The sequence below is a fragment of the Paenibacillus cucumis (ex Kampfer et al. 2016) genome (assembly GCF_019748695.1).
In the GTDB taxonomy this organism is placed as follows: domain Bacteria; phylum Bacillota; class Bacilli; order Paenibacillales; family Paenibacillaceae; genus Paenibacillus; species Paenibacillus polysaccharolyticus.
The window spans coordinates 381860-404609 of sequence record NZ_JACLIC010000023.1; the positions used below are offsets into that span (position 1 = coordinate 381860).

The window sequence follows — 22750 nt, forward strand, 5'->3', positions numbered from 1 at the left end:
TTCAGAAAACCTTGATAGGACGCGGATTTTCAGTGATGCGTTATCGGACTATAGTATCAATTTTGTAATCTTTATGGTTAATACTGTAAAAAACGCGAAACTTTAAAATGTTACTCGCGTTTAATGGGGTATATGTTTTTCGGGGGAAGAGTGCCTGTATCCGCGTTGCACATAACAATATTACGTGAAGATGTGCAGGATAAGCAGGGCATTCATCTGTGCTTTTCGGCAGATCACGAATGTAAAAAGACCGCAAACGGAATTGTTGCCTTGGAGTGCTGGCGGGTGGCTCAACGGGCTGAGTATGGGCAGAACGTTCCATATCATGTTTGCTTCCATCAGCCTAGTTACAATGCAGAGGCTTAGCGCTATAGTGAGAACTACACCGCTGACATCTCTACCAAGCGGACATCCGAAGCGGAATGATCGTATGTTTCCTGCATGGGTTTGTGCAATGCATGAATCTGATCTATGGGGAAGCAGGATGCATACTAGAGAGGTGAGCAATCAGAAGTCATGAGCAGACAACGACGAAGACGCTGGTTACTGACAGCTTTGACAGGCGCCTTGGTGGTGACTGGCGGAATACTTGCCGGATGGCATTACATGCAGCCAAAGCTTGTCACGTATACAGCGGAGAACGGCACGGAAATGAAATTCAAGACCGATGGAGACCGGTTCATGCAATATGGGCCAGATGGAACGTGGAAGGAAATGTTCGTTAAAGGGGTGAACCTGGGGGCCACTTCGCCGGGACATTACCCGGGAGAGTTTCCACTCACCGAGGAGGATTACCTGCGCTGGTTCGAGCAGATTCAGGATTTGGGCGCGAATGTGATTCGGGTCTATACCGTCCACCAGCCGATTTTTTACTCCGCACTGGTCGATTATAATCGTGGCCGGGAGCAACCGTTATATTTTATACAAGGCATATGGTCACCTGAAGAGGAATTGATTGAGAAGCAGGATGCCTACGCCGATCATATTGAACAGAGGTTCAAGCAGGAGATAGAAAAGGCCGTATCTGCCGTGTACGGTGATGCAGACATTCCTGCCAAGAACGGAGAGTCCAGCGGCAAGTACAGAACCAATGCCGGAAAATACTTGATGGCTTGGCATGTAGGTACCGAGTGGGACCCGGGGATGGTGGACAACACCAATAAGGTGCATGCGGATGTGCCGCAGTACAAAGGTGTTCACTTTTCCGGCAGTGCAGAAGCATCGCCGTTTGAAAATTGGTTAGCAGAGCTGCTGGACTACACGGCGGTTCAGGAGAAAAAATATGGATGGGAACATCCGATGACGTTTACCAACTGGGTTACAACCGATGTGCTGGATCATCCAGGCGAGCCGCTCTATGAAGAGGATCTCGTCAGTGTGGATGCACGGCATATTAAGCCGGAAGCATGGGATGGGGGTTATTTTGCTGCCTACCACGTGTACCCGTATTACCCGGATCTGTTCCACATTGATAAGACACTGCAAACCATCAAGGATGAAAAGGGCGAGTACAACACGTACAAAAGCTATCTGCAAAAGCTAAAAGCCGAGTTTTCCGATATGCCTGTAATGATTACAGAGTATGGTGTGCCGTCCTCACTTGGTATATCTCATCTGGGCATGGGTGGTCGAAATCAAGGCGGGCATAACGAGGTACAGCAGGGAGACATCGATGCTTCGCTTACGCAGGATATCTATGATGAAGGCTATGCAGGAGCGATTCTGTTCATGTGGCAGGATGAGTGGTTCAAAAAGACCTGGAACACGATGCCGCTGGAAATTCCGGCAGATCGCCGGGCGTACTGGCTAAACGTGTTAACCAACGAAAAGATGTTTGGTTTGCTGGCCATGGACCCAGGGAAACAGGAACAGCTGACGATAGATGGCAAGCTGGATGACTGGGATAAGCTGAAAGATGAAGAAGTTACGGTCTGGCAGGGACAGGTGAATGGTATTCAGGAGATGAAAATGACCCATGATGAAGCTTATCTGTATGTGGGCTTGACGCTGGATCAGCCATTTGACCCGGAGAAAACTGTACTTCGCATTGGGACAGATACTCTTACCGGCGGCAGTCAACCAAGCAACATGTTGCCAGGCAAAACGCTAAGTGATGGACTGGAAACGGTCATCACATTGGGTAAAGATAACGAGTCCCAGGTACAGATTGCGAAGGACTATGATTTCAATCAGCGTCTGTATGGCAAGGACGGGTATAACATGATCCCAGACGAGGAGTTGAAGTCAGCCGATCCGTTCCATCCGTGGGAACTGGCTGTCAGTCTGAAGATGACCCCGCCAGATACACGTTCAGCGCATCCATTCATGGCGGAGAACGTGGGAACGTTAAAGAGAGGTACGACAGCTCCAGGACAGGCAGACAGCGATTCGTTAACAGCTTGGCAGTATAACGGCAATCAGGTGGAAATGCGAATTCCGTGGATGTTGCTTGGTTTCGGTGATCCGAGCTCCTTGCAGGCCATCGAATACGGACCGCTGAAAAACGGTCGGGAGTTTTCTACAACTAGCGTTGAAGGTATCACGCTGGTTCCATGGCTGACAGATCGTTCCACGAAACAGATATCCTGGCCTGGGGGCGAGCAATCAACGCTGGATTTGAAAACTTTACCCGTTTACAGCTGGAAACCTTGGGAGCAGGTCGAATATAGCGAAAGACTTAAGTTAAGCTATGAGAAAATGCGGCAGAGCTACGAAAAAATGCCTAGTTTTCAGATCGAATAAATCAGCATAGAACATCATAAGCAAGTATAAAAGGAGGACTTTTTCACATGTTCCAGAGTTTAGCTTTGGCCTATTGGTTTTTGATCGCCTGCATTGCACTTGTGATTGTAGGCGTCATCGTTCTGTTTGCCATGAAAATGTCCCACAACGGCAAACGACGCAAAACCGCTTTGTATGAAATGAAGCAACGAGACTATTTCACGTATCTGCAGACCGCTTTGACGGAGAACAGCCCACTCAAGTTGCCGCCAGGCAAGCTTGCTCCACTAGAACGACGGGTTATTCAGGACAAACTGATTGAATGGATTGACCAGTTCAAGGGAGAGTATCGTGACAAGCTGATCGAACTGTGCCGCGAGGCCGGATTCGTCGAACACGATCTGAAAGAGCTGGGCCGTCTGCGTTACGGACGTCAGATTGATGCAGCATATCGTCTCGGAGGCATGCGCTGTCCCGAAGCAGTTCCAGGTTTAATGGAGCTTCTCAAGGATGAGAAACCGGGTCCGATGGCGATCATGATTGGACGTTCGATTGCGAGATGTACAACCCGGCATGGCGAGCTGAAAGACATGCTTACACTGCTTTTAACGAAAGGGAAATCGATTCATCATCTGGCTGCGGACATCTTATTGGAAGCAAACCTGGATACGAGTCGTGTGTTGATCGAATTGCTTGAGGATCGCAACCCTGATTTTGTCAAAGTAGGACTTGTGGCGATGTGGGGACAAGCGGTGCCGGAAGTAATGCCTGCACTCCACAGACTCGTCGGAGCAGAGCATGAGGATGTTCGTGCCGAAGCAGTGAAGCTGTATCTCAGTGCAAGTCCAGCACTTAAGGATGAGACGATTCTGAAGCTGATCCAGGACACCGATCCGGAAGTTCGGGCGGAAGTGGTACAGGCACTTGGTTCGAAGCATGCATCAGGCAGCATCCCGTTGCTGCGCAAGGCACTTCGCGATGAAGACTGGAGAGTTCGCTATAACAGCGCGGAAAGTTTGAGTAAGCTGGGCGAACCGGGATTCGAAGCTTTGTGTCAGGCAGCAGTTCAAGGAACGGGTGCAGAGCGCGAGATTGCCATGCAGCAGATCGAGAGCACGATGCAGCATTCGGGAACCGACCACAAGGCGATAGAGCAGATGATTGCACATAACAAAAAAAGACTGCTGTACGAACGTTATTTTGGCCCGGTGCGCGGCGAAAACCGTACAACCAAGAAACGCACAGGCGTTGCAACAGTAGGAGGGGATTACACTGCTTAGAGATCTATTGCTAATCTACGGTATGGTCGCCATCTATTATGTGGTGTTTGTTAATACGCTTTATTTTTCCATACTGGCCTTATCATTTCGTAACATCTGGACGATCTTCCGGAGGTCACATTACTCCAAGTACAACACGTTATCCGGCTCGGAACTGGTTCCTTCGGTATCCCTGCTGGTGCCAGCGTACAACGAGGAACTGACGATTATTGAAAATGTAAACTGCCTCATGACACTGAACTATCCAACGTATGAAGTCATTGTCATTAATGATGGTTCGAACGACTCCACCTTGAAGGTGTTGCTGGAAGAATACCGGCTGAAGCCGGTGCCGAATACGCAGATTCGCGGAAAAATCTCCTGTCAGAAGATTCGCGGCATCTATCATAACCCGGACTTCCCGGATCTGTATGTCATCGACAAGGAGAATGGTGGTAAGGCCGACTCCCTCAACGCAGGGATTAATTTGTCCCATTATCCGCTGATCTCTTCCATCGATGCCGATTCACTTCTGGAGAAAGACGCTTTGATCCGCATGGCACGCATGTATATGGAGAATCCGGAAGAGACTGTTGCGATTGGTGGGGATGTCCGCATTGCCAACGGCTGTAAAATCGAAAACGGTGCGGTACAGGACGTATCCTTGCCGCGTAAGATTTGGCCGATGTTCCAATCTATCGAGTATTTGAAAGCTTTCCTCGGCGGACGCATTGGCTGGAGTCACATGAACGGTCTGATCATCGTCTCTGGCGCATTCGGCATGTTCCGTAAGGATGCTGTTATCGCCGTAGGTGGATACCGCGACGGTTACCCAGGTGAGGACATGAACATTATTATCAAGCTTCACCGCTATATGCTGGAAAATAAACTCAAATACCGCGTCGCTTTCTGTCCTGAAGCGGTGTGCTGGACACAAGCGCCGGATTCGTACCGCATTTTGTCTAGCCAACGCAAACGCTGGGGCCGCGGGAATCTGAAAAACATGCTGGAAAATCGCGGCATGCTGTTTAATCCGAAATATAAGGTTATGGGTATGATTACCATGCCATATAACGTTATTTTCGAAGCACTGAATCCGTATTTCCGCATTACCGGACTGATCGCTTTGGCTGGATACGTGCTTCTGGACATGACCCAGTGGCCGATCCTCGTTTTGTTTGGCTTGCTGAACTTTGTGAGTGGATATCTGCTGAGTGTAGGGGCGTTGATTCTGGAGGAGATTGCATTCAAACGGTATAACAAGCTGTCCGATCTGGTCAAAATGCTGGTCTACTCCGCCCTGAAATTTGTGGGATATCATCAACTCGGCGTGCTGTGGAGATTGCAGGGACACATTCAGTTTTTGCAAAACAACAATTCATGGGGCACGATGACACGCCAAAGCTGGTCTGAGGAATCCAAGGACGCAAGCAAAGCGGCTTAATTGTAACAACATTATAGATGTTCAACTCCATTTTTACACGATGATGGAGAGGACAGAAATAATCTGAAGAAGCGAAGCTAAAAGCTTTCTGAAAGAAAGCTGCATCGGAAGCATAATCTTCACCTTTATCACCGGATTTTCCCCTTGAGCAAAGGGAATCGAAAAAATCAGGGGATAACAGTGATCGGAAGATTGTTCTGTCATCGGAATGTACGTGTAAACGACTTGTTGAACTTGTATAGAACATGAAGAAGGGTGGAAAAGAACATGCCAAATACGGCGACATTGCAGCGTGAAGCTGCCGTTAATGTGTATCGCAATGTAGAACAGGGATTGAAGGAAACGGGTGCCGAGGCTTGTGGCTTAATGTTCATTCACTGTGCAGGTCAGGTTCAGCCGGAGCAGCAGGTCAGGACACATCTGGAGCAGGCGGGATATACGTCGTTCCAGGTATGGCAGGATAGTCATACACAGACCACTGCTGTCCTTCTTCCAGGGCTTACGCTCGATGAGGTGCACTATGAAGGACTTCGTATCAAGCATGAGTTGCAAGAGAGTGCTCCTGGTGCTGATCCGCAGATTACACTGGCCAGTTTCCCGCCGGGGGAGCGCCCTTCGAAGGCAACGATTCAGCATATGGCCGAATCTTCGAAGCTTGTGGATTCATCGGAAATTCATATCTATACGCTGGAACATACGGCGGATGACCCCGAACGGATTCTGATCGTGGATAATGATCCGACGGTTCGAGAATTTTTGCAACTGCGTTTGAAAATGCAGGGATATGAAACCTATGAAGCAGTGGATGGACTTGCTGCACTCGACCTGATCGAGAAAGTGACACCTGACCTCGTGCTGACGGAGTTGAATCTGTATGGCATCGATGGGCTTCCATTCATTCACCACATCCAGAAGCTGGAGATGGAGCAACCGCCTAAAATCGTCGTGTTGACGGAACAGCGGGTGGAGCAGACGATCAGCCAATGTTTCAGTAGCGGGGTAGACGATTATATGACCAAACCGTTCTCACCTGTGGAGCTGGACGCCCGGATCAGACGTTGCCTGCACTAGAAGATAAGTAGATTAGAGTCACAACGGTTACAGTTACAACCACATCTATATGATCTGAACTATTTTTTACACTTTAACGGAGAGGACAGAAAAAAACTGACAAAGCGAAGCTAAAAGCTTTCTGAAAGAAAGCTACATCGGAAGCATATGCTTCGCCTTTATCACCGGATTTTCCCTTTAACAAAAGGGAATCAAAAAATCTGGGGATAACCGCTACTCTCCAGGTTATTCTGTCATCGGAGTGTCCGTGTAAATCCTCTTAGTTCAGCTCATATAAGCAACATCAAATATATTGCGCGGAGGGAATATCATGGAGAATCAACAATTTCACACTTTACTGAACGCGATCGAAAATAAAGAAGCGGTACTGGGCGTTGTCGGCCTTGGTTATGTCGGCCTTCCCCTTGCGGTGGAGATGGTCAACCAAGGATTTACCGTCATTGGTATCGACCTGGATGCTTCCAAAGTCGACAGCATCTACAATGGAGATTCCTATATTCACGATATTTCGTCCGACGAATTGAAAAAAGTAATGCAAAGCGGTCGCTTTCAGCCAACAACAGACTACAGCATGTTGCGTGTCATAGACGCACTGAGTATTTGCGTACCGACACCGCTCAGCGAAAACCAGGACCCGGATACCTCTTATATCGAGACGGTTGTTGATCAGATTAAACTGCATATGAAACCAGGCATGCTGATCACACTGGAAAGTACGACGTATCCAGGTACAACGGAAGAGTTGATCCAGCAGGAGCTGGACAAAATCGGACATGAGGCGGGCAAAGACTATTTCCTGTGCTTCTCACCTGAGCGAGTGGACCCATCCAACGGTCGTTTCACCACATTTAATACACCGAAAGTCATCGGCGGTACAACGGAAGCTTGTCTGAAACTAGGCACTGCGCTGTACAGCAAATATGTAGAGACTGTGGTTCCGGTATCTTCACCTAAAGTAGCGGAAATGTCCAAATTGCTGGAAAACACATTCCGCAGTGTCAACATTGCCTTTGTCAATGAAATGGCGATGATGTGTGATCGCATGGGCATCGATATTTGGGAGGTTATTGACGCGGCTGCGACGAAACCGTTCGGCTTTATGCCATTCTATCCAGGTCCGGGTATTGGCGGACACTGCATCCCGCTCGACCCGATGTATCTGTCGTGGAAGGCCAAAGGATTCCGTTTTTATAGCAAATTTATTGAACTGGCGCAATCCACCAATGACAATATGCCGTACTATGTACTGAATAAAACGTCAACGATCCTGAATGAATACGCGAAGTCTGTTCGTAAATCGAACATTCTGCTGCTTGGCATGTCGTACAAACCGAACATTGCCGATCTGCGTGAATCACCAGGACTGGAAGTATACGAGCTGTTTAAGGAAAGCGGCGCAAACGTTAACTATTACGACCCGCATGCAGAATCATTCAAAGACAAACATGGCGAAACCGTGCACAGCCAAGCCTTTAACCTGGAGCAGTTCAAAACGTACGATTGCATCGTGCTGATCACCAACCACAGCGACTTGCCTTATTATGATATTGCGGAACTGGGTGTACCTATTCTGGATACACGTAATGCATTCCGCACGTACAATCACTCACATATTTACAAGATCGGTCACTCGGTACAACATCCTGTGTTTGCACCAAGTGAAGCGGTTCTCGTCTGAGGCGACCGATGAGAATACAGGGCAAGTTGGCAGGTAAGGCAAAATGGGCTATTGTGGCTGTGGTGTTCTGCCTGCTGCTCCTGTCCTGGCTGTTCAAATGGTTTTCGCATGAGGAACACAAGGCAACCTGGCTGTGGGATACGTCGATCATTATGAAGCAGACACCTGAGATTATCGCGTTCTCCAAGGAACAGGGCGTGGATACCATTTTCCTGCAAGTTCAGGATGAGGTGCCTGATGCGGCTTATCGTAAGTTCATTGCGGCTGCGACCAATGCCGAGATTGAAGTGCACGCGCTGAATGGTCATGCCGACTGGGCTTATCGCGAGAAGCGTGCAGAAGGACTTGCTTTTATTGAACGCGTGCGGGCATACAATTCTTCTTCTGCGAAGAATGAACGCTTTGAAGGCATTCAGCTCGATGTCGAGCCGTACCAGTTAAAACGCTGGGAGAACGAGCAGAGCAGTGTCATTGCCGAATGGCAGAATAATATGGAGGTCTGGACGGAAGCCGGAAAGGCAGCAGGACTATATATGAGTGCAGCGATTCCATTCTGGCTGGATGCCCGGCAGTCTGCTGGAGGCAAGGAGACGTTCAGTCGCTGGGTCATCTCCCGTTTTGATGCGGTGGCCATTATGGCTTATCGAGACAGCGGGCAGCAGATGTACGATCTGTCTAAGGAAGAGCTGGCTGAAGCGGATGATCTGGGCAAGAAGGTCTGGATTGGAGCAGAACTCGCGGATACACACGAGGGAGATCACCTGACCTTTTTCCGCAAACCCATCAGCAATATGGACGAAGAGATGCAGAAGGTGTTTGAACTGGGCGCCTCACATTCATCGTTTGCAGGTGTGGCTGTGCATCATTATGAGGCGTGGTATGCGAAGCAAAACGGCATCCCGCTTGTCCGTAAGACCGGGGAAATGAAGGAAGGATCACAACATCAGAAACAATAACACAAGCTTTAACGTTTAGTTGATAATCCCTTCTGGGCAAAGCAGCAGGTATTCGTTCCTGCTGTGTGTAGCTCAGAAGGGATTTTTATATTATTTAGAGAATGTGAAAGTGTAGAAATGGAGGTTTCTCTATGTCGAAAAGAGTGAAAATCAGTTTGATTGCTACTTTAGCGTTCGTTGTGGTGATATCAGGTTGGGTGTACTTCAGTTTATTCGGTAATCCAATTCAAATGAAAGATGCTGAAAAGAAAGTAAGGGCTTATTTAATTCAACAAAAGGGATATTCCCCTGAGGAAATGATAGATATAACGGGTAACTATTCCTTCACAAGCTCAGAGGCACCATATGGTGCTTCCGTAACATTCGCGGATGAGCCTAATAATAAATATTATTACATCCTTTTCAAGGACGGGCACATTCAGCAGCACAGCTACATGGACGATGATCCCAAACATCAGGAGCCTATGGTTAGATAAAAGCGTCCCAATTGGTGCGCTTGTTCCCCGTTTTGGTAAACGTGCTACCTTTGTAAATTAGTGTAACGTAAGTTACTCTTTACTCACTTGTACCGTTTTCGTCTGCGAGTTATAAGAAACGTTAATGTCGTAGACCGAAACGATATCTTTTAGCGGAAAATAAATGCGGTTTTGAATCAGAAGAACGGGATCACTCAATCGAAATGACTCATCATTGTGCTGGAACGTATCACTTCCAACCTTGAACTGTAATTCTGGGGTAGGAATTGCAAAGTCTTCATTGAGTACCTTAAATGTTTTGGTCTCGGATTGAAAGGATAACGCTTTGGAATTAATTTGGAACGGAAGGCAGTTCACGAATCCGTCGAGATCAACGTAGGTATGCCCTTTAATCATCAGACCTGTAAATGATTTTTCACCCAGCACATTGGATTGGATGTTCACAGTTGATCCGGAAGCGGGGGGAGAAGCCGCATTTACGGATGAACTGAAGCCAGCCATAGCAAAAGTTAGCACAGTCACCACTAAAAACTTGGAAATACGCATGATAACCACTCCTTTGGTATATTCATTATTCATTAGGATTAACGTAAGAACCGGTACATAAGTTACATATGTTGAGAGTAAGTTTTTAGGAAGTGCCAGATGAGATTTTTTCGTAATTTAACTTGTGATCTATGAAAAAAACATTTCGACTCGTCAGAGACAGCAGATACTGATTCTAGCTCATCTAAAATAGAAAACCTGAATAAGGCAAATCCCGATCACTCGCATAGTGAAGGGGCTTGCCTTATTCAGGATATTTTAGTGTTTGAGAACAGGAAATCGCTCCGTTAGCGCGGGTGTTCTGGTGTTCTCTTAACCAACTCATCTAGTCTCTCTTCTGTTCTGTTGTCGTTGTCCGATAACGGTTAGGAGGTAGACCGACTTGCTTTTTAAAAGCTTTGGAGAACGAAAATAAATCCGGGTAACCCACGGAATGAGCGACCTCCGTTAAACTCAGCGTGGTCTGCACAAGCAGGAGTTTGGCTTGATTCATTTTGAGTTGCTGAATATATTGCACTGGGGACAAGCCGTAGGCTTTGCGAAACTGTTTGGCAAAATGGGTTCGATCCACCCCTGCATGGGCAGACACACCCTCCACCGAAATGCCGCCTGCGAAATGAAGTTCAATGTACTCTTTCCCTTTTTGAAGCCAGGGGGTGGCTACATCCGGTTGCAAGTCTTTGGTCGCTGGAGAGCGCGCAATGCGGTCGAAAAGGCCGAGAAACCGGATCAGTCGTCCCAAATCACTGGCACTGTCCTGCGGTTTACGAACGTCCTCCATAAATGAACGCATGTTGCCTGCGGTCTCGGGTGTCAGTACACCTGAACGGTACGGATTGTCAGGACTTAAGCCAATTCGGGAGAGCAGTTCAGCGGCATATGCTCCGTCAAAGGCAATAAATATTTTCTGCAAAGGATGGTCGGGATCTGTCCAGTACTCATGCGTCACATGCGGAAACAGACAGAAAGCATCTTTGGCTCGCAAGGGATACTGCTGTCCGTTCTGAATGAATGAGCCTTCGCCCTCCAGCACAAATAACAAATAATGATAAGGCGTAGTCCGAGGACCTATATGATAATTGCTTTTAGCAATGTTACGACCAATGCGTAAGGGCCATGCACCGCTGGCCTTCTCAAATTCAGACGGAGTAAAAAATAGAATATCCAAAAACTCGTGGTGGTCCTCCTTCATGCGCTCAAGCTCGGTCACCAGGAACACCTCTTTATTGTATAAGTATCGTCGATATCTTCTAAAAGATTCATTTATAACCTATTATACAGGTGGGTTTTATACAAATTCAAGATCAGGTGAATCTGAATTCGAAAAACGACCACAAAATGACAAAAATAAATTACCGCGAAATGACATTGATCACAGACAAATCAATTGATATGATGTCCATACCTATTAAACCAAGTTAATTAATCGGCATTTGGATGTATACTTTACAAAATAATTAGAAATTAGGCGCACTTTAAAAATAGGGTTTAACGAGTGCGAACGTAGTGGAGGGGCGAAATCGATTCTGAAGAAACGTAGTGTTCGCCTTTATCTCCGGATTTTCCCTTTGGGAAAGGGAACCAAAAAAATCTGGAGATAACAGCGATCGAAAGAACGATTCGTACCCGGAACGGCCATGTTGCACAACACCGATCTTATTTTTAACATGAGACTTTATTTATCCATAGAAGGGAATGACGATGGTGAGCGAGCAGGAAGAGATGAAGTTTGGGTGGTTTTTACCAACGGCTGGAGATGGGAAGTATGTAGGTGTAGAGCCGGAACGTGAGCCAAGTCTGGATTATCTGGTGCAGGTGGCACAGACGGCGGAGACGGCAGGGTTCGAATTTGTACTGATTCCGACAGGGGGAGCCTGTCTGGACGCATGGGTGGTCGGCTCAGCGGTAATGAGTCACACCAAGACATTGCGTCCCCTTGTAGCGATTCGCCCGGGTCTGGTGACACCCGTACTCGCAGCTCGCATGGGTGCGGCACTGGATCAGCTCTCTGGCGGTCGTGCCATGATTAACGTAGTTACAGGCAGTTCGGTTCGAGATCTGGAAGAACTCGGTGATCCACTGGCACATGCGCATGATGAACGGTATGTTCGCGCAAGCGAATATATGGAAGTCATGAAGCGTTCGTGGACGCAGTCGACAGGCTTGAATCTGACGGAATTCGCCGGAAGTGGCGCACAATCAGGTGCAGATGCATCCAGCGAACCAAATCCTGAATTCAACGGTCAATATTACAACTTCAAAGGCCCGGTAGGCATGCCGGAGACGGTACAGAAGCCATACCCTCCGTTCTATCTTGGAGGAAGTTCTCCGATTGCAAAGCGAGTGGCAGTTGAACATGCGGATACCTTCCTGATGTGGGGCGAGCCGCATGACTGGATTCAGGAGCAGATCGAAGAGATCGAGGTCATTCGGGAGCAGGTGAAAGAGGAAACGGGACAAGATCGCCAGCTCCGTTACGGTATGCGTGCACAGGTGCTCATTCGGGATACCGAAGAAGAGGCATGGGCAGCAGCGTGGGAGATCATCAGCAAAGTACCACCGGAAGCGATTGAAAAGGCCAAAGCCGCGTTCGCCGAAACGGATGCCACCAACCAGCGCAGACAGAATGAGCTTCGTGAATTGTCCGAGAAACAGCAGTTTGTGGTTGGGCCAAACCTGTGGACAGGTTTGTCGGTAGTACGCTCTGGGGGAGCCATCCTCATCGTGGGTACAGCGGAGCAGGTTGCAGAACGTTTGATGGAATACGGAGACCTGGGCGTGACAACATTCATTCTGTCCGGTTATCCGCATCTGGAAGAAGCCGAAATCTTCGGCAAGACCGTGATGCCCATCATCCGCGAGAAATGGAAAACAAGACAGAAACAGCATTCTATTACTGCCAACTAAATAAGTAAAACTTGTTTTTTACACGACAACGAAGTATTCAAAACAAATCTGGAAAAGCGGAGCGCTCGCCTTTATCCCCGGATTTCTCCTTATATATTAAAATTGAAAAAATCCGGGGGTAACAGCGATTGAAAGATTGTTATGAATACGTAGTGTTCAGTGTAAATTTAGTCGGTTTAACTTACGTTTATCATCCTTAGGAGGTCGTCTTTCATGAAAAAAAATAAAAAAATGATCCTGCCGCTTGTCAGTATGCTGGTGATGTCCATCCTGCTGTCCGCTTGCGGCGGTGGAAATAATGCGGCATCCGGAGAGAACGGCTCCTCAGGTTCAGGTAAAGTGACCATTAGCTTCATGCACTGGCGGGGCGAGGATTCCGAAGCATTTAACAAGACGATTGACGCGTTTGAAAAAGAAAATCCGAACATCCATGTGGAGATGCAGACGCTCCCTTCGGATCAATATCAATCCACCGTGCAATCCAAAATCAGCGACGGCTCCACAGGGGATGTGTTTGCCTCTTTCCCGGGTGCTCAGTTCCAAGCATTCAGCAAAGCCGGACTATTTACGGATCTGACGGGATCATCCTTCCTGTCGGCTTACAATCCGAAACTGATCGAAGCCGGACAACACGATGGCAAACAATATGCGATTCCGTATCAACTTGTATATAACGATCCGATCTATAACGTTAAACTGTTTGAAAAGTACGGCCTGACCCCACCGAAAGATTGGGAAGGGTTCCTGGCGCTGTGCCAAAAGCTGAAAGACAATGGCATTATTCCGATTGCCTTTGCCGGAGCGGATATTGGTCCAGGCCAATTCATGAATACGATGGTGATGAACAATGCACCGAGTGACGACATTTTTACCAAAGTTGAAGCGGGCGAAGCCAAACTGACAGATGAGTTCTGGGTAAAAACGTTGACGCAAATCAAAGAGCTGAACGATAAAGGATACTTCCAGCAAAATGCACTGGGTACGAAAGACCCGGCAGCAGGTGCACTGTTTATTCAGGAGAAAGCGGCGATGCTTGCAAGCGGATCGTATCAACTTGCTCAGAACAAACAACAAAACCCGAATCTCGAGCAAAAGTTGCTCGCGCCGATTACGGTAAGTGCCGACCAGGCGAAATATGAGGGAGTGCATACGACCACATTCATGCTTGCGGTAAACAGCAAATCGAAACACCCGGAAGAAGCGAAGAAATTCCTTGAATTCCTGAGCAAACCGGATGTAGCTGGCGCATACGCCAACCAGACAGGACAGAATGTAACGGTGAATGACGTGAAGTATGATACACCAGAACTTCAGGTTGCGGGAGAATGGGCGAACAAAAAGACCGTGTTCCAGCCACGGTTCACCATCCTGAACGGAGATAACCAGAAGGCGGTAACCAACTCCATTCAGGCTGTGCTGAGTGGCACTTCCCCGGAAGAAGCAGCACAGCAAGCACAAGCGATCATTGATCAGCATATCGGGAAATAAACGATGAAAAACCGGTTTCAGCTATCCCTGTTTCTGTTACCCGGATTGCTGCTGTACGTTGGATTGTTCGTATTTCCTACATTGACGGGGCTGTTCTACTCCTTTACGGATTGGGACGGGGTATCCCCGTCGTATGCATTTGTAGGGCTGGATAATTACAAGGACAGTCTCAGCAGCATCGTATTTCGCAAAGCCTTCGGCAATAACGTGGAGTTTATGTTAACCGTTGTGATCGCACAAACCTTTATTTCACTCGTTCTAGCCCTGCTTCTAGTACGCAATACCAAGACAAAAGTGGTACTTCGGGCGCTTTATTTCCTGCCGGCGATTCTGTCGTCGGTATCCGTTGGTCTGATCTGGGCGTTCATGTATGACCCGTCCATTGGACTGATCAATTATGGATTAAACGAGGCGGGGATGAGTAGCATCGCTCGTAACTGGATCGGTGATCCGAAGATTGCGATTTTCTCTATCGCTGCGGTGCAGGTTTGGGCTCACGCAGGGCAGATGATGATTGTGTTCATCGCAGGTCTGCAAGGGATCCCAGCAGAACTGTACGAAGCGGCACGTATGGACGGCGGGAGCAAATGGCAGGTATTCCGCACCGTGACCTGGCCGCTGCTGGCTCCATCGGCAACGATTGTGGTAGCCTATACGACCATCCAGTCGTTCAAGGCTTTTGATCTTATTTTCACAATGACGGACGGAGGTCCGAACTACGCCACTGAAATTTTGACCACATACATTTATCATACTGCTTTTGGCAGCTATTCGTTTGGTCTGGCTTCTGCCGGTTCGATGATCTTCCTGGTGTTGCTCGCGCTACTGACGTTATTACAGTTCAAGGCGCTACGTGCCGACCGGGTGAGCTATTAACGGATAGATGATTGCCTCTTTTCGTGAGCGTGTTCGAGAAAAACGTAGTAATTTGATTTTGGATGTGAAGATTAACTTTAGGTGTGAGGTTGAGAGGAAGGAGGGATTTTTTATATGGTTTTCAAATGGTTCAATCGACTGATCCTGTTTGTGTATGCGCTGCTGATCCTTGTGCCGCTGTATTTTGTATTTGTATCTTCGTTCAAAACAAGTAGCAATTTCTTCACCAGCCCATTCAGCTGGCCGGACCCGTTTACATGGGATAATGTGACGGGATTGTTCCGTAATCAGCCCATGTGGCAATATTTCGGGAACAGTATGATTGTAACACTGGGGACAGTAGCGATTGAGCTACTGCTCAGTAGCATGATTGCTTATGCCATTGTCCGCTGGGGCGGCGGCGTAGGCAAAATTGTGTTTGCACTCTTTGTTGCTGGTCTAATTGTACCGTCACAGGTCAGCATGTTGCCGATCTATTCCCTCACACGTACGCTTGGATGGTCCGACAGTCTGACAGGTTTGATTATCGTATCAGCTGCGATGTTGATGCCCGTTTCCGTGTTTATGCTGACAGGTTTCATGCGTATGTTGAATTCGGAAATTTTGGAAGCAGGTAGTATGGATGGGGCCAACGAGTGGAGACTCTTTACCCGGATCGCTCTGCCTCTGGCGGCACCTTCACTGGCCGCAACCGCAACGTTCCTGCTGGTGATGGTCTGGAATGACTTGCTCATTCCGATGCTTATGCTCACCAGCAAGTCCAAACTCACCTTGCCACTTGCCCTGATGCAATTCCGCGGGGAGTACGTGACGAATTATCCGATGATGCTGACTGGTGTTCTAGTGACAGCGATCCCGATGATTGTGCTGTTCTTGCTACTTCAGCGTTATTTCGTCGCAGGTCTTACGGCAGGTTCCCTTAAGGGTTGAGGCCTGGAGATAGAAATTGACGAAACAGCTTGAAACTGGAAAAGCCCAAAGCGATTGTACACATAAGGCTGCATCTCGCTTTGGGGTATATTCTCTACTCTTCTCCAATTCACAATTAATCGAATAAAATAAGTACTTCTTTTTATTTGTCTGTAATACTGGGCGCGTATTAATCAATGCTAAATCCAGATGATTGTAAGTCATCTAAAATCATATTTAACGCATCCGTTTCTTTAGCTATTAATAGATCAATAGAGTTCGCCAGATTAGACAAAGACATAGGGTCAAGAGAGATTGAGTACTTCAGTATAATATTTCGTTGTATATATGCAAGTTTTTCTATCTCTTTATATTTTGAATAAATATTGGGATTTCTTATATAGTTGTGTTCCCTCATATAGTTTATTCTCTCAACCATACAAGTTTTGTGCTCTAATAAAATATGAAAGGGACGTATATCTGCTTTAGTTGAACCTGATTTTAGTATTTCGACATATCGTTTAAGATAATAATATGTGTCGATACCAAATATAGGATTTGGAGGGAGGTAACAGTTTCCCTGAATCGTATTTATTGATAGTAAATAATCCTTTATTGAACGCATGACATTGTAGATATTAAATTGTGGTGTAATGTAGTTGTTGTAACTGTATAGAATAGTGAGTTTGTAATCAGCATGATTATAAGCTTTTCTAAAATCTTCAAAGGGAACTTGAGTGCTGGCAAAATGACGAATCTCATTAAAACCTAGAACATTAAATTTTTTATCTTCGTATCCATAAACCAAAATATTATGAGTGAAGTGTTTATTTACTTTTCTATTAGGAATATAGAATTCATCAACATGAGTATAAACATAGCAATCATTATTAATGCTATTAATAGTGTAGTCTACAATGTCGATTTCACTAATTGAAAATTCTGGTTTAGAAGCATAGGTCTCGATACATGGGTAACTGAACAATCGATCGTTTGGAAAGTAGAAATCAACGAGATGGTCATTCGTATGCTCAAAGTATTCTGGATTACATATTATTTGGATGAAGTTATTATAGAACCAAGGAATATATTCATTGTGATTACCTAAAATTGACAATGGATAAGCATGATGTAAAAAACCGATAACTTTTGGTTGAGAAATTGGAAGTATTTTAGTCACCATTGTTGTAACTCTCCTTATGAATTATTTAATTAATACTGATCCTAGTATGACTATGGTTAGTTTGATATTCTGAATAGTTATTATTTTTGGGGATTTATAAGCCAATGTTTTTATCATTCGAAACGATTCGAATTAATTTTAGAATCCCCTCTATTAGTTATAAATGGAAAATTATAAAATTGCAAATTTACTGCTTTAATTACAAAAAAGTATAAAGTATTTATGTTCACTTCCAGATGTACATGTTTCATTTAGCGTGGCCCTGTATTTTGCATTGATTTCTGGTTCATTCTGCATAATAATGGTTTAGTGTCAGGATGACTACATAGAGATCAAGGGAGCTATTAATCTGATGAGTAAATTGGAAGTGTTGCGGAATCCCAAGCAGCGCAAGCTGCTGTTCAGTGCCGGTATGAGCTGGCTGTTTGATGCGATGGAAGTCGGCATGATCTCCTTTATCGTAGCTGCACTCGCGAAGGAGTGGAGTCTAAGTCCCGGACAAGTCGGGGTGCTGACGAGTATCAACTCCATCGGTATGGCACTGGGTGCCTTGCTCGCAGGTGCACTCGCAGACCGTTTTGGAAGAAAAGCGATTCTGATGTGGACGTTGCTGATCTTTACGATTGCAAGCGGTCTATCGGCACTCGCTACTGGTTTTGCAGTCTTGTGTGCACTACGTCTCGTTGCAGGGATCGGTCTTGGCGGCGAGCTGCCCGTAGCATCTACGCTGGTATCGGAATCGATGCCTACAGCGGAACGTGGACGTGCGGTTGTGTTGTTGGAAAGCTTCTGGGCAGGGGGCTGGATTGTATCGGCGCTGATTGCCAATTTTGTTATCCCTGAGTATGGGTGGAGAATTGCGTTTGCGATTGGTGCACTTCCTGCGTTCTATGCGCTGTATTTACGCCGTGCTATCCAAGATCCTCCGCGGTACAAGAATCACACGAAATTGCATAAAATCACTTTCCGCGAGAAGGTTGCCACGGTGTGGTCTGCACCGCATCGCCGCACCACATTGATGCTATGGATTTTGTGGTTTACCGTTATTTTCTCGTATTATGGCATGTTCTTGTGGCTGCCTTCGGTTGTAATGGCAAAGGGTTTTACGTTGGTCAAAAGTTTCCAGTATGTGTTGATCATGACGATCGCACAGTTGCCAGGTTACTTCACTGCTGCGTATTTCATTGAACGATTTGGCCGGAAGTTTGTACTTGTCGTTTACCTTACTTTGACTGCGTTCAGTGCGATTGCCTTTGGACTGGCTACAACCGAAGCGACCATTTTGGCCGCCGGAATCTGTTTATCGTTCTTCAATCTCGGTGCTTGGGGCGGATTGTACGCATACAGCCCTGAATTGTATCCGACTTCGGTTCGTTCCACAGGCGTTGGACTAGCTACATCGGTCGGCCGGATTGGAGGCGTACTTGCACCATTTATGGTGGGTATGCTTGTTCAGAAGGCAGTTCCCATCAGCCTGATTTTCACCATTTTCTTCGTAACCATCCTTATTGGAGCAGCTGCTGTGCTGTTCTGGGGCCGGGAAACGAAAGGGCAGGAACTCGCCGAATAATGTTCAGAAAATTTTAGCGCAACTTTTATACGGGTCTGCCTGCCTACGGAAAAGGGGGTTGGACAAGCGATACAAGGTTGATATAAGAAGAGGTGTGACCCTGATACGACCATGGGCTCATGCCTCTTTTTGATATGTGCAGGACTCATTTTTTCATGCTCCATCGGTCCGATAGACGGGCTATTTTTGATATCCTATAATGACACTCGGGATGTCCAAATGTGAGGATTCAGTGGGAAGTAGTATATCTGGATTCAGAAAATTGGAGGGTTAAGGAAATGATGAAGAAAAATACAAAGAATGAAATGCATATGACGAGTGAACAGCATAGCGTGTACGAAATGGTGAGAGTTGATGAAGAGTCAGGGATGAATATCATATATGGGTATTCTGATCCGAATGATCTGCGCATGAGTGCAGACGATATGGAGCCTATTACCGTGAGTCGTAAAGTCACCCATCGCAGGGGGAAAAAGACGAACAAAAGAGCAGGCCGAGTCAGTATGCTTCTTGGAGCCTGTGCAATGACGCTTGGACTTACCGTTGCTGCCCCTTCAGCAGGGGCACAAAAGCTGGAGCAGGGCATTCGCAGTGAACATGTGGTGCAACTGCAAGAGCAATTGAGTGACCTAGGATATTTTGATGCTGGTGTGACAGGTTATTATGGTTCGATTACTCAGAACGCCGTTCGTGAATTCCAGCAAGCGCAGGGATTAAGTGCCGATGGTGTAGTAGGGCCTGTGACGCTGAACAGACTGAACCAAAAGGTCAAAGCCGAAGGAGAAACACTGCGTCAACTGGCGAAGCTGATCCATGGGGAAGCGCGCGGAGAATCTTTCGAAGGACAGGTCGCTGTAGGGGCAGTTGTCTTAAACCGGGTGCAATCGGGGGAGTTTCCGTCATCCATCTCCGAAGTCATTTTCCAGAAAGGTCAGTTCACAGCTGTAGACGATGGTCAATTTAATCTGAAGCCAACCGCAACCTCGTTCAAGGCTGCACGTCAAGCTCTCAATGGTGCCGATCCAACGCATGGAGCGCTATTTTATTACAATCCGAAGATTGCCACGTCCGAGTGGAGCAAGAGCAGGCCCACACTGCTGACCATTGGGCAACATGATTTTACGAAATAAGGTGGTAATGCAAGAAGCCAGCTAATTAGGTAGAGTGGTAACTAATTTTTTGGTCCAACAACAAACCCTGGTTGAACGCTGCAGAAGATTTGCAGATATTTTACCAGGGTTTGTTTTATTTATACGTTGTTATCGCGGAGAAAGAATATATGGAGTAGTGAGACAGCGCAGATTCAACGTTAATCTTTATTTTCGAATGGAATCGTCAATGAAGTCGGCTCTACAATCGTTTTTTCCGTATCATAGTCATAGACCTTGTTGAAAATTAATTCGATGGACTCCAGTTCATCAGGATCACCAGTGTATACGAAACCAGCGGCTATATTATCCATGACTACACCATTATATTGATGATAGACGTAAGGTTTCCTCATGAAATTACGATCTGCTGAAATAGGGTTGCCCATATTCGGATGAACAGAATTCAGACCGTAAAATCCTATATTTTGATCCGTTGTATTTTCGACACTGTATAGGATTTTGATATAAGTCATTTTAGAAGCGATATCCTGTTGATTGAGTACCGAAATGTTTTTCAGGGTGTCCTCGGGAATATCATTTGCTTCTAGTAATTGGACATCCATCAGATGAATAGTTAATGGTCCAACTGCAATACTTTGATCCAGAGAAACTGTTTTTAACAATTTCAGCTGTCCACCGTATTCGAATATGCCCGTATCCCCAGCTTTAGATAAGATCGGTGATGAAGTATTTTCCAAAAGTTTATCACTAAGATTGCTCGCGGACTGCTCGAATGCATTGTAATCTGGCTTAAGATCTTTGTATGTTAATTCCGACCGGAAAGGTTTCATACCGGATTCCAATACAAGTTCAGGCGAAGCAATTTGAGTCTGTAATGATGTGCTCTCCAGGTTTGTAGATGAAGCATAATCTGAATTGCCTGAACCGCTCAAAAGTGCGAGAGCAACCAGTAATTGAATAATAAACATGAAGAAGCGACACCCTTTCTCTTGATCCATTGATGTAAATACTTTTATTAATCATCATAACAAAACCATTTAGGAAGACCATGAGAATATTGGACTAAGTTCAGATAATAACATATTGACGAGTGATTGATTTGGAATGGTAGCAAAGACCCATTGATATAAAGTCTGGTATTCCGGATTGCTAAAGTTGAGGTCGAGGTACATTGTGAGCTAAGATTAGATGATCGCTTTGAATGGATGAATTCGAGAATTAAAAGAAGAAAAATTAAAAGAGTCAGGGTGAATAGAGATGAAATTACTAAAGACCTCATTGGTTCTAGTAACACTCGTGATCATTGCTTCTTTGGCATGGTATGGGTCCTATAAGAGTGATATGAAGAAACTTGAGGATAAGTTGAGAACGTATTTAACGGTTGAAAAAGGAATGGATGAGCAGACGATCACCAGCATCACAGCTCGCCGTAGTAAAATGCCGATGTATCCTGTTGTTGTTAAATTTAAAGACAATCCGGAGGAATATATCTACTACTATAGAGAAGATGAATGGATTCAGCTGGCACCTGATCCGAATTCGTAAACTTTCATAAAATAACTTAAACTTTTGGAATCTTTTATGAAGGCGCGATCTTAATATGACCCACCATTGGATTCATCTGCCTAATCCTGTACAATGAATAACGACAAAACAACGGTAGATTAAGGATGGATTAGAACGATGAGGATTATTATATCACCAGCCAAAAAGATGAAGGTTGATACCGATCTAATGGCTAGCGCGCAGTTGCCGCAATATATAAACGAGTCAGAACAACTCCTGAGTCTGCTCCAGACGTTATCTTATGAAGAGCTCAAAACGTTATGGAAGTGCAATGATGCTATCGCTGAACTGAACATGGAGCGGATTCGCAGCATGAATGTAAAAGAAAATCTTACACCGGCCATCTATTCGTATGAGGGCATTCAGTATCAATATATGGCGCCGGGTGTTTTTCAGCAGGAAGAGCTGGCGTATCTGGAGCAGCATTTGCGGATATTATCCGGGTTTTATGGCATGTTGCGTCCTTTGGACGGGGTTACTCCGTATCGGTTGGAGATGCAGGGCAAGCTGCAAGGGCCGGGATTCAAATCCCTTTATCAGTTCTGGGGCAGCAAGCTGGCTGATCAGCTTCAATCCGAAAGCAACTGCATTCTGAATCTGGCTTCCAAAGAGTACAGCAAGAACATCACGCCTTTTTTGAAAGAAGAAACCCGTTTTATCACTTGTGTATTTGGACAGATGGTTGGTGGGAAACTGGTGGAGAAGGCCACCCGCGCCAAAATGGCGAGAGGTGAGATGGTACGGTATATGGCAGAGCGTAAGATTACAGATGTGGAAGATATCAAAGGATTTGATCGGTTAGATTTTGTTTTCTCGGAAGAACAGTCAGATGAGAGTACTTATGTATTTATTTATTGAGAAAAAGTAGTAGTGAAGCTTATTTAATATGTAAGAGAGTACCAATCTGTTTTGTTTTATCCAAGAGTCGCCATCTGGCGGCTTTTTTGTTTTATCCACACCTTTAAAAGGAAAAAAGTCCCTAAAATCA

At 46.1% G+C, this 22750-nt stretch carries 19 protein-coding genes; 15 read left to right on the forward strand and 4 right to left on the reverse strand.

Going from position 1 to position 22750, the window contains the following annotated elements; all coding sequences use genetic code 11:
• Nucleotides 1-516 precede the first annotated feature (516 nt).
• From H7T88_RS15050 to H7T88_RS15080, 7 genes are all read left to right on the forward strand, one after another.
• Nucleotides 517-2742, forward strand: coding sequence for a hypothetical protein (locus H7T88_RS15050; RefSeq protein ID WP_221789070.1), 2226 nt, complete (start codon nucleotides 517-519; stop codon nucleotides 2740-2742).
• Nucleotides 2743-2789: 47 nt separating this feature from the next.
• Nucleotides 2790-4001 (forward strand): HEAT repeat domain-containing protein, encoded by a 1212-nt coding sequence (locus tag H7T88_RS15055; protein WP_221789071.1) that lies wholly within the window; start codon nucleotides 2790-2792, stop codon nucleotides 3999-4001.
• Between the two features lie 22 nt (nucleotides 4002-4023).
• On the forward strand, nucleotides 4024-5424 hold the full coding sequence (locus H7T88_RS15060) for a glycosyltransferase family 2 protein (RefSeq protein ID WP_208606804.1): 1401 nt from the start codon (nucleotides 4024-4026) through the stop codon (nucleotides 5422-5424).
• A 267-nt stretch (nucleotides 5425-5691) separates the two neighbouring features.
• Nucleotides 5692-6495 (forward strand): response regulator transcription factor, encoded by an 804-nt coding sequence (locus tag H7T88_RS15065; RefSeq protein WP_154983745.1) that lies wholly within the window; start codon nucleotides 5692-5694, stop codon nucleotides 6493-6495.
• Between the two features lie 310 nt (nucleotides 6496-6805).
• On the forward strand, nucleotides 6806-8173 hold the full coding sequence (locus tag H7T88_RS15070; protein ID WP_090922673.1) for a nucleotide sugar dehydrogenase: 1368 nt from the start codon (nucleotides 6806-6808) through the stop codon (nucleotides 8171-8173).
• Nucleotides 8174-8181: 8 nt separating this feature from the next.
• Nucleotides 8182-9129 (forward strand): hypothetical protein, encoded by a 948-nt coding sequence (locus H7T88_RS15075; RefSeq protein WP_221789072.1) that lies wholly within the window; start codon nucleotides 8182-8184, stop codon nucleotides 9127-9129.
• Between the two features lie 131 nt (nucleotides 9130-9260).
• Complete coding sequence (locus tag H7T88_RS15080) at nucleotides 9261-9605, forward strand: DUF3139 domain-containing protein (RefSeq protein ID WP_221789073.1); 345 nt, start codon at nucleotides 9261-9263, stop codon at nucleotides 9603-9605.
• Between the two features lie 72 nt (nucleotides 9606-9677).
• Here H7T88_RS15080 and H7T88_RS15085 read toward each other — a convergent pair whose 3' ends face one another.
• Nucleotides 9678-10151, reverse strand: a complete 474-nt coding sequence (locus H7T88_RS15085; protein WP_221789074.1) for a stalk domain-containing protein — start codon at nucleotides 10149-10151, stop codon at nucleotides 9678-9680.
• Nucleotides 10152-10476: 325 nt separating this feature from the next.
• Nucleotides 10477-11361, reverse strand: a complete 885-nt coding sequence (locus H7T88_RS15090) for a helix-turn-helix transcriptional regulator (RefSeq protein WP_312027624.1) — start codon at nucleotides 11359-11361, stop codon at nucleotides 10477-10479.
• Between the two features lie 485 nt (nucleotides 11362-11846).
• On the opposite strand from H7T88_RS15090, the gene H7T88_RS15095 reads away from it, so the two are divergent.
• The 4 genes from H7T88_RS15095 to H7T88_RS15110 all read left to right on the forward strand — a co-directional run bounded on the left by H7T88_RS15095 (nucleotide 11847) and on the right by H7T88_RS15110 (nucleotide 16352).
• Nucleotides 11847-13058, forward strand: a complete 1212-nt coding sequence (locus H7T88_RS15095; RefSeq protein WP_221789075.1) for an LLM class flavin-dependent oxidoreductase — start codon at nucleotides 11847-11849, stop codon at nucleotides 13056-13058.
• Nucleotides 13059-13271: 213 nt separating this feature from the next.
• Nucleotides 13272-14546 (forward strand): ABC transporter substrate-binding protein, encoded by a 1275-nt coding sequence (locus tag H7T88_RS15100; RefSeq protein ID WP_221789076.1) that lies wholly within the window; start codon nucleotides 13272-13274, stop codon nucleotides 14544-14546.
• 3 nt (nucleotides 14547-14549) lie between these two features.
• Nucleotides 14550-15422 (forward strand): carbohydrate ABC transporter permease, encoded by an 873-nt coding sequence (locus H7T88_RS15105; protein WP_221789077.1) that lies wholly within the window; start codon nucleotides 14550-14552, stop codon nucleotides 15420-15422.
• 114 nt (nucleotides 15423-15536) lie between these two features.
• Entirely contained in the window at nucleotides 15537-16352 is an 816-nt protein-coding gene (locus H7T88_RS15110) for a carbohydrate ABC transporter permease (protein WP_221789078.1), read from the forward strand.
• Nucleotides 16353-16521: 169 nt separating this feature from the next.
• Here the strand turns inward: H7T88_RS15110 and H7T88_RS15115 are convergent, their stop codons facing one another.
• Nucleotides 16522-17514 (reverse strand): hypothetical protein, encoded by a 993-nt coding sequence (locus H7T88_RS15115; protein ID WP_221789079.1) that lies wholly within the window; start codon nucleotides 17512-17514, stop codon nucleotides 16522-16524.
• 352 nt (nucleotides 17515-17866) lie between these two features.
• Between H7T88_RS15115 and niaP the strand changes: the two genes are divergently transcribed.
• The gene (gene niaP, locus H7T88_RS15120; protein ID WP_090922661.1) at nucleotides 17867-19084 is read left to right on the forward strand and encodes a niacin permease NiaP; all 1218 of its coding nucleotides are present in this window, start codon (nucleotides 17867-17869) and stop codon (nucleotides 19082-19084) included.
• A 278-nt stretch (nucleotides 19085-19362) separates the two neighbouring features.
• Entirely contained in the window at nucleotides 19363-20214 is an 852-nt protein-coding gene (locus H7T88_RS15125) for a cell wall hydrolase (protein ID WP_260510926.1), read from the forward strand.
• Between the two features lie 179 nt (nucleotides 20215-20393).
• Here H7T88_RS15125 and H7T88_RS15130 read toward each other — a convergent pair whose 3' ends face one another.
• Nucleotides 20394-21164, reverse strand: coding sequence for a hypothetical protein (locus H7T88_RS15130; RefSeq protein WP_221789080.1), 771 nt, complete (start codon nucleotides 21162-21164; stop codon nucleotides 20394-20396).
• Nucleotides 21165-21537: 373 nt separating this feature from the next.
• Between H7T88_RS15130 and H7T88_RS15135 the strand changes: the two genes are divergently transcribed.
• Together H7T88_RS15135 and yaaA are read left to right on the forward strand one after the other, a co-directional pair.
• Nucleotides 21538-21741: a hypothetical protein gene (locus tag H7T88_RS15135; RefSeq protein ID WP_423246138.1), complete on the forward strand. Its 204-nt coding sequence runs from the start codon at nucleotides 21538-21540 to the stop codon at nucleotides 21739-21741.
• Nucleotides 21742-21879: 138 nt separating this feature from the next.
• A complete protein-coding gene (gene yaaA, locus H7T88_RS15140; protein WP_221789083.1) occupies nucleotides 21880-22620 on the forward strand; it encodes a peroxide stress protein YaaA in 741 nt (246 codons plus the stop codon).
• Nucleotides 22621-22750 lie beyond the last annotated feature (130 nt).

Coding starts and splice junctions, on each gene's coding strand:
- H7T88_RS15050 (WP_221789070.1), top strand. CDS start 517: ATGAGCAGACAACGACGAAGACGCTGGTTACTGACAGCTTTGACAGGC.
- H7T88_RS15055 (WP_221789071.1), top strand. CDS start 2,790: ATGTTCCAGAGTTTAGCTTTGGCCTATTGGTTTTTGATCGCCTGCATT.
- H7T88_RS15060 (WP_208606804.1), top strand. CDS start 4,024: ATGGTCGCCATCTATTATGTGGTGTTTGTTAATACGCTTTATTTTTCC.
- H7T88_RS15065 (WP_154983745.1), top strand. CDS start 5,692: ATGCCAAATACGGCGACATTGCAGCGTGAAGCTGCCGTTAATGTGTAT.
- H7T88_RS15070 (WP_090922673.1), top strand. CDS start 6,806: ATGGAGAATCAACAATTTCACACTTTACTGAACGCGATCGAAAATAAA.
- H7T88_RS15075 (WP_221789072.1), top strand. CDS start 8,182: ATGAGAATACAGGGCAAGTTGGCAGGTAAGGCAAAATGGGCTATTGTG.
- H7T88_RS15080 (WP_221789073.1), top strand. CDS start 9,261: ATGTCGAAAAGAGTGAAAATCAGTTTGATTGCTACTTTAGCGTTCGTT.
- H7T88_RS15085 (WP_221789074.1), bottom strand. CDS start 10,151: ATGCGTATTTCCAAGTTTTTAGTGGTGACTGTGCTAACTTTTGCTATG.
- H7T88_RS15095 (WP_221789075.1), top strand. CDS start 11,847: ATGACGATGGTGAGCGAGCAGGAAGAGATGAAGTTTGGGTGGTTTTTA.
- H7T88_RS15100 (WP_221789076.1), top strand. CDS start 13,272: ATGAAAAAAAATAAAAAAATGATCCTGCCGCTTGTCAGTATGCTGGTG.
- H7T88_RS15105 (WP_221789077.1), top strand. CDS start 14,550: ATGAAAAACCGGTTTCAGCTATCCCTGTTTCTGTTACCCGGATTGCTG.
- H7T88_RS15110 (WP_221789078.1), top strand. CDS start 15,537: ATGGTTTTCAAATGGTTCAATCGACTGATCCTGTTTGTGTATGCGCTG.
- H7T88_RS15115 (WP_221789079.1), bottom strand. CDS start 17,514: ATGGTGACTAAAATACTTCCAATTTCTCAACCAAAAGTTATCGGTTTT.
- niaP (WP_090922661.1), top strand. CDS start 17,867: ATGAGTAAATTGGAAGTGTTGCGGAATCCCAAGCAGCGCAAGCTGCTG.
- H7T88_RS15125 (WP_260510926.1), top strand. CDS start 19,363: ATGATGAAGAAAAATACAAAGAATGAAATGCATATGACGAGTGAACAG.
- H7T88_RS15130 (WP_221789080.1), bottom strand. CDS start 21,164: ATGTTTATTATTCAATTACTGGTTGCTCTCGCACTTTTGAGCGGTTCA.
- H7T88_RS15135 (WP_423246138.1), top strand. CDS start 21,538: ATGAAGAAACTTGAGGATAAGTTGAGAACGTATTTAACGGTTGAAAAA.
- yaaA (WP_221789083.1), top strand. CDS start 21,880: ATGAGGATTATTATATCACCAGCCAAAAAGATGAAGGTTGATACCGAT.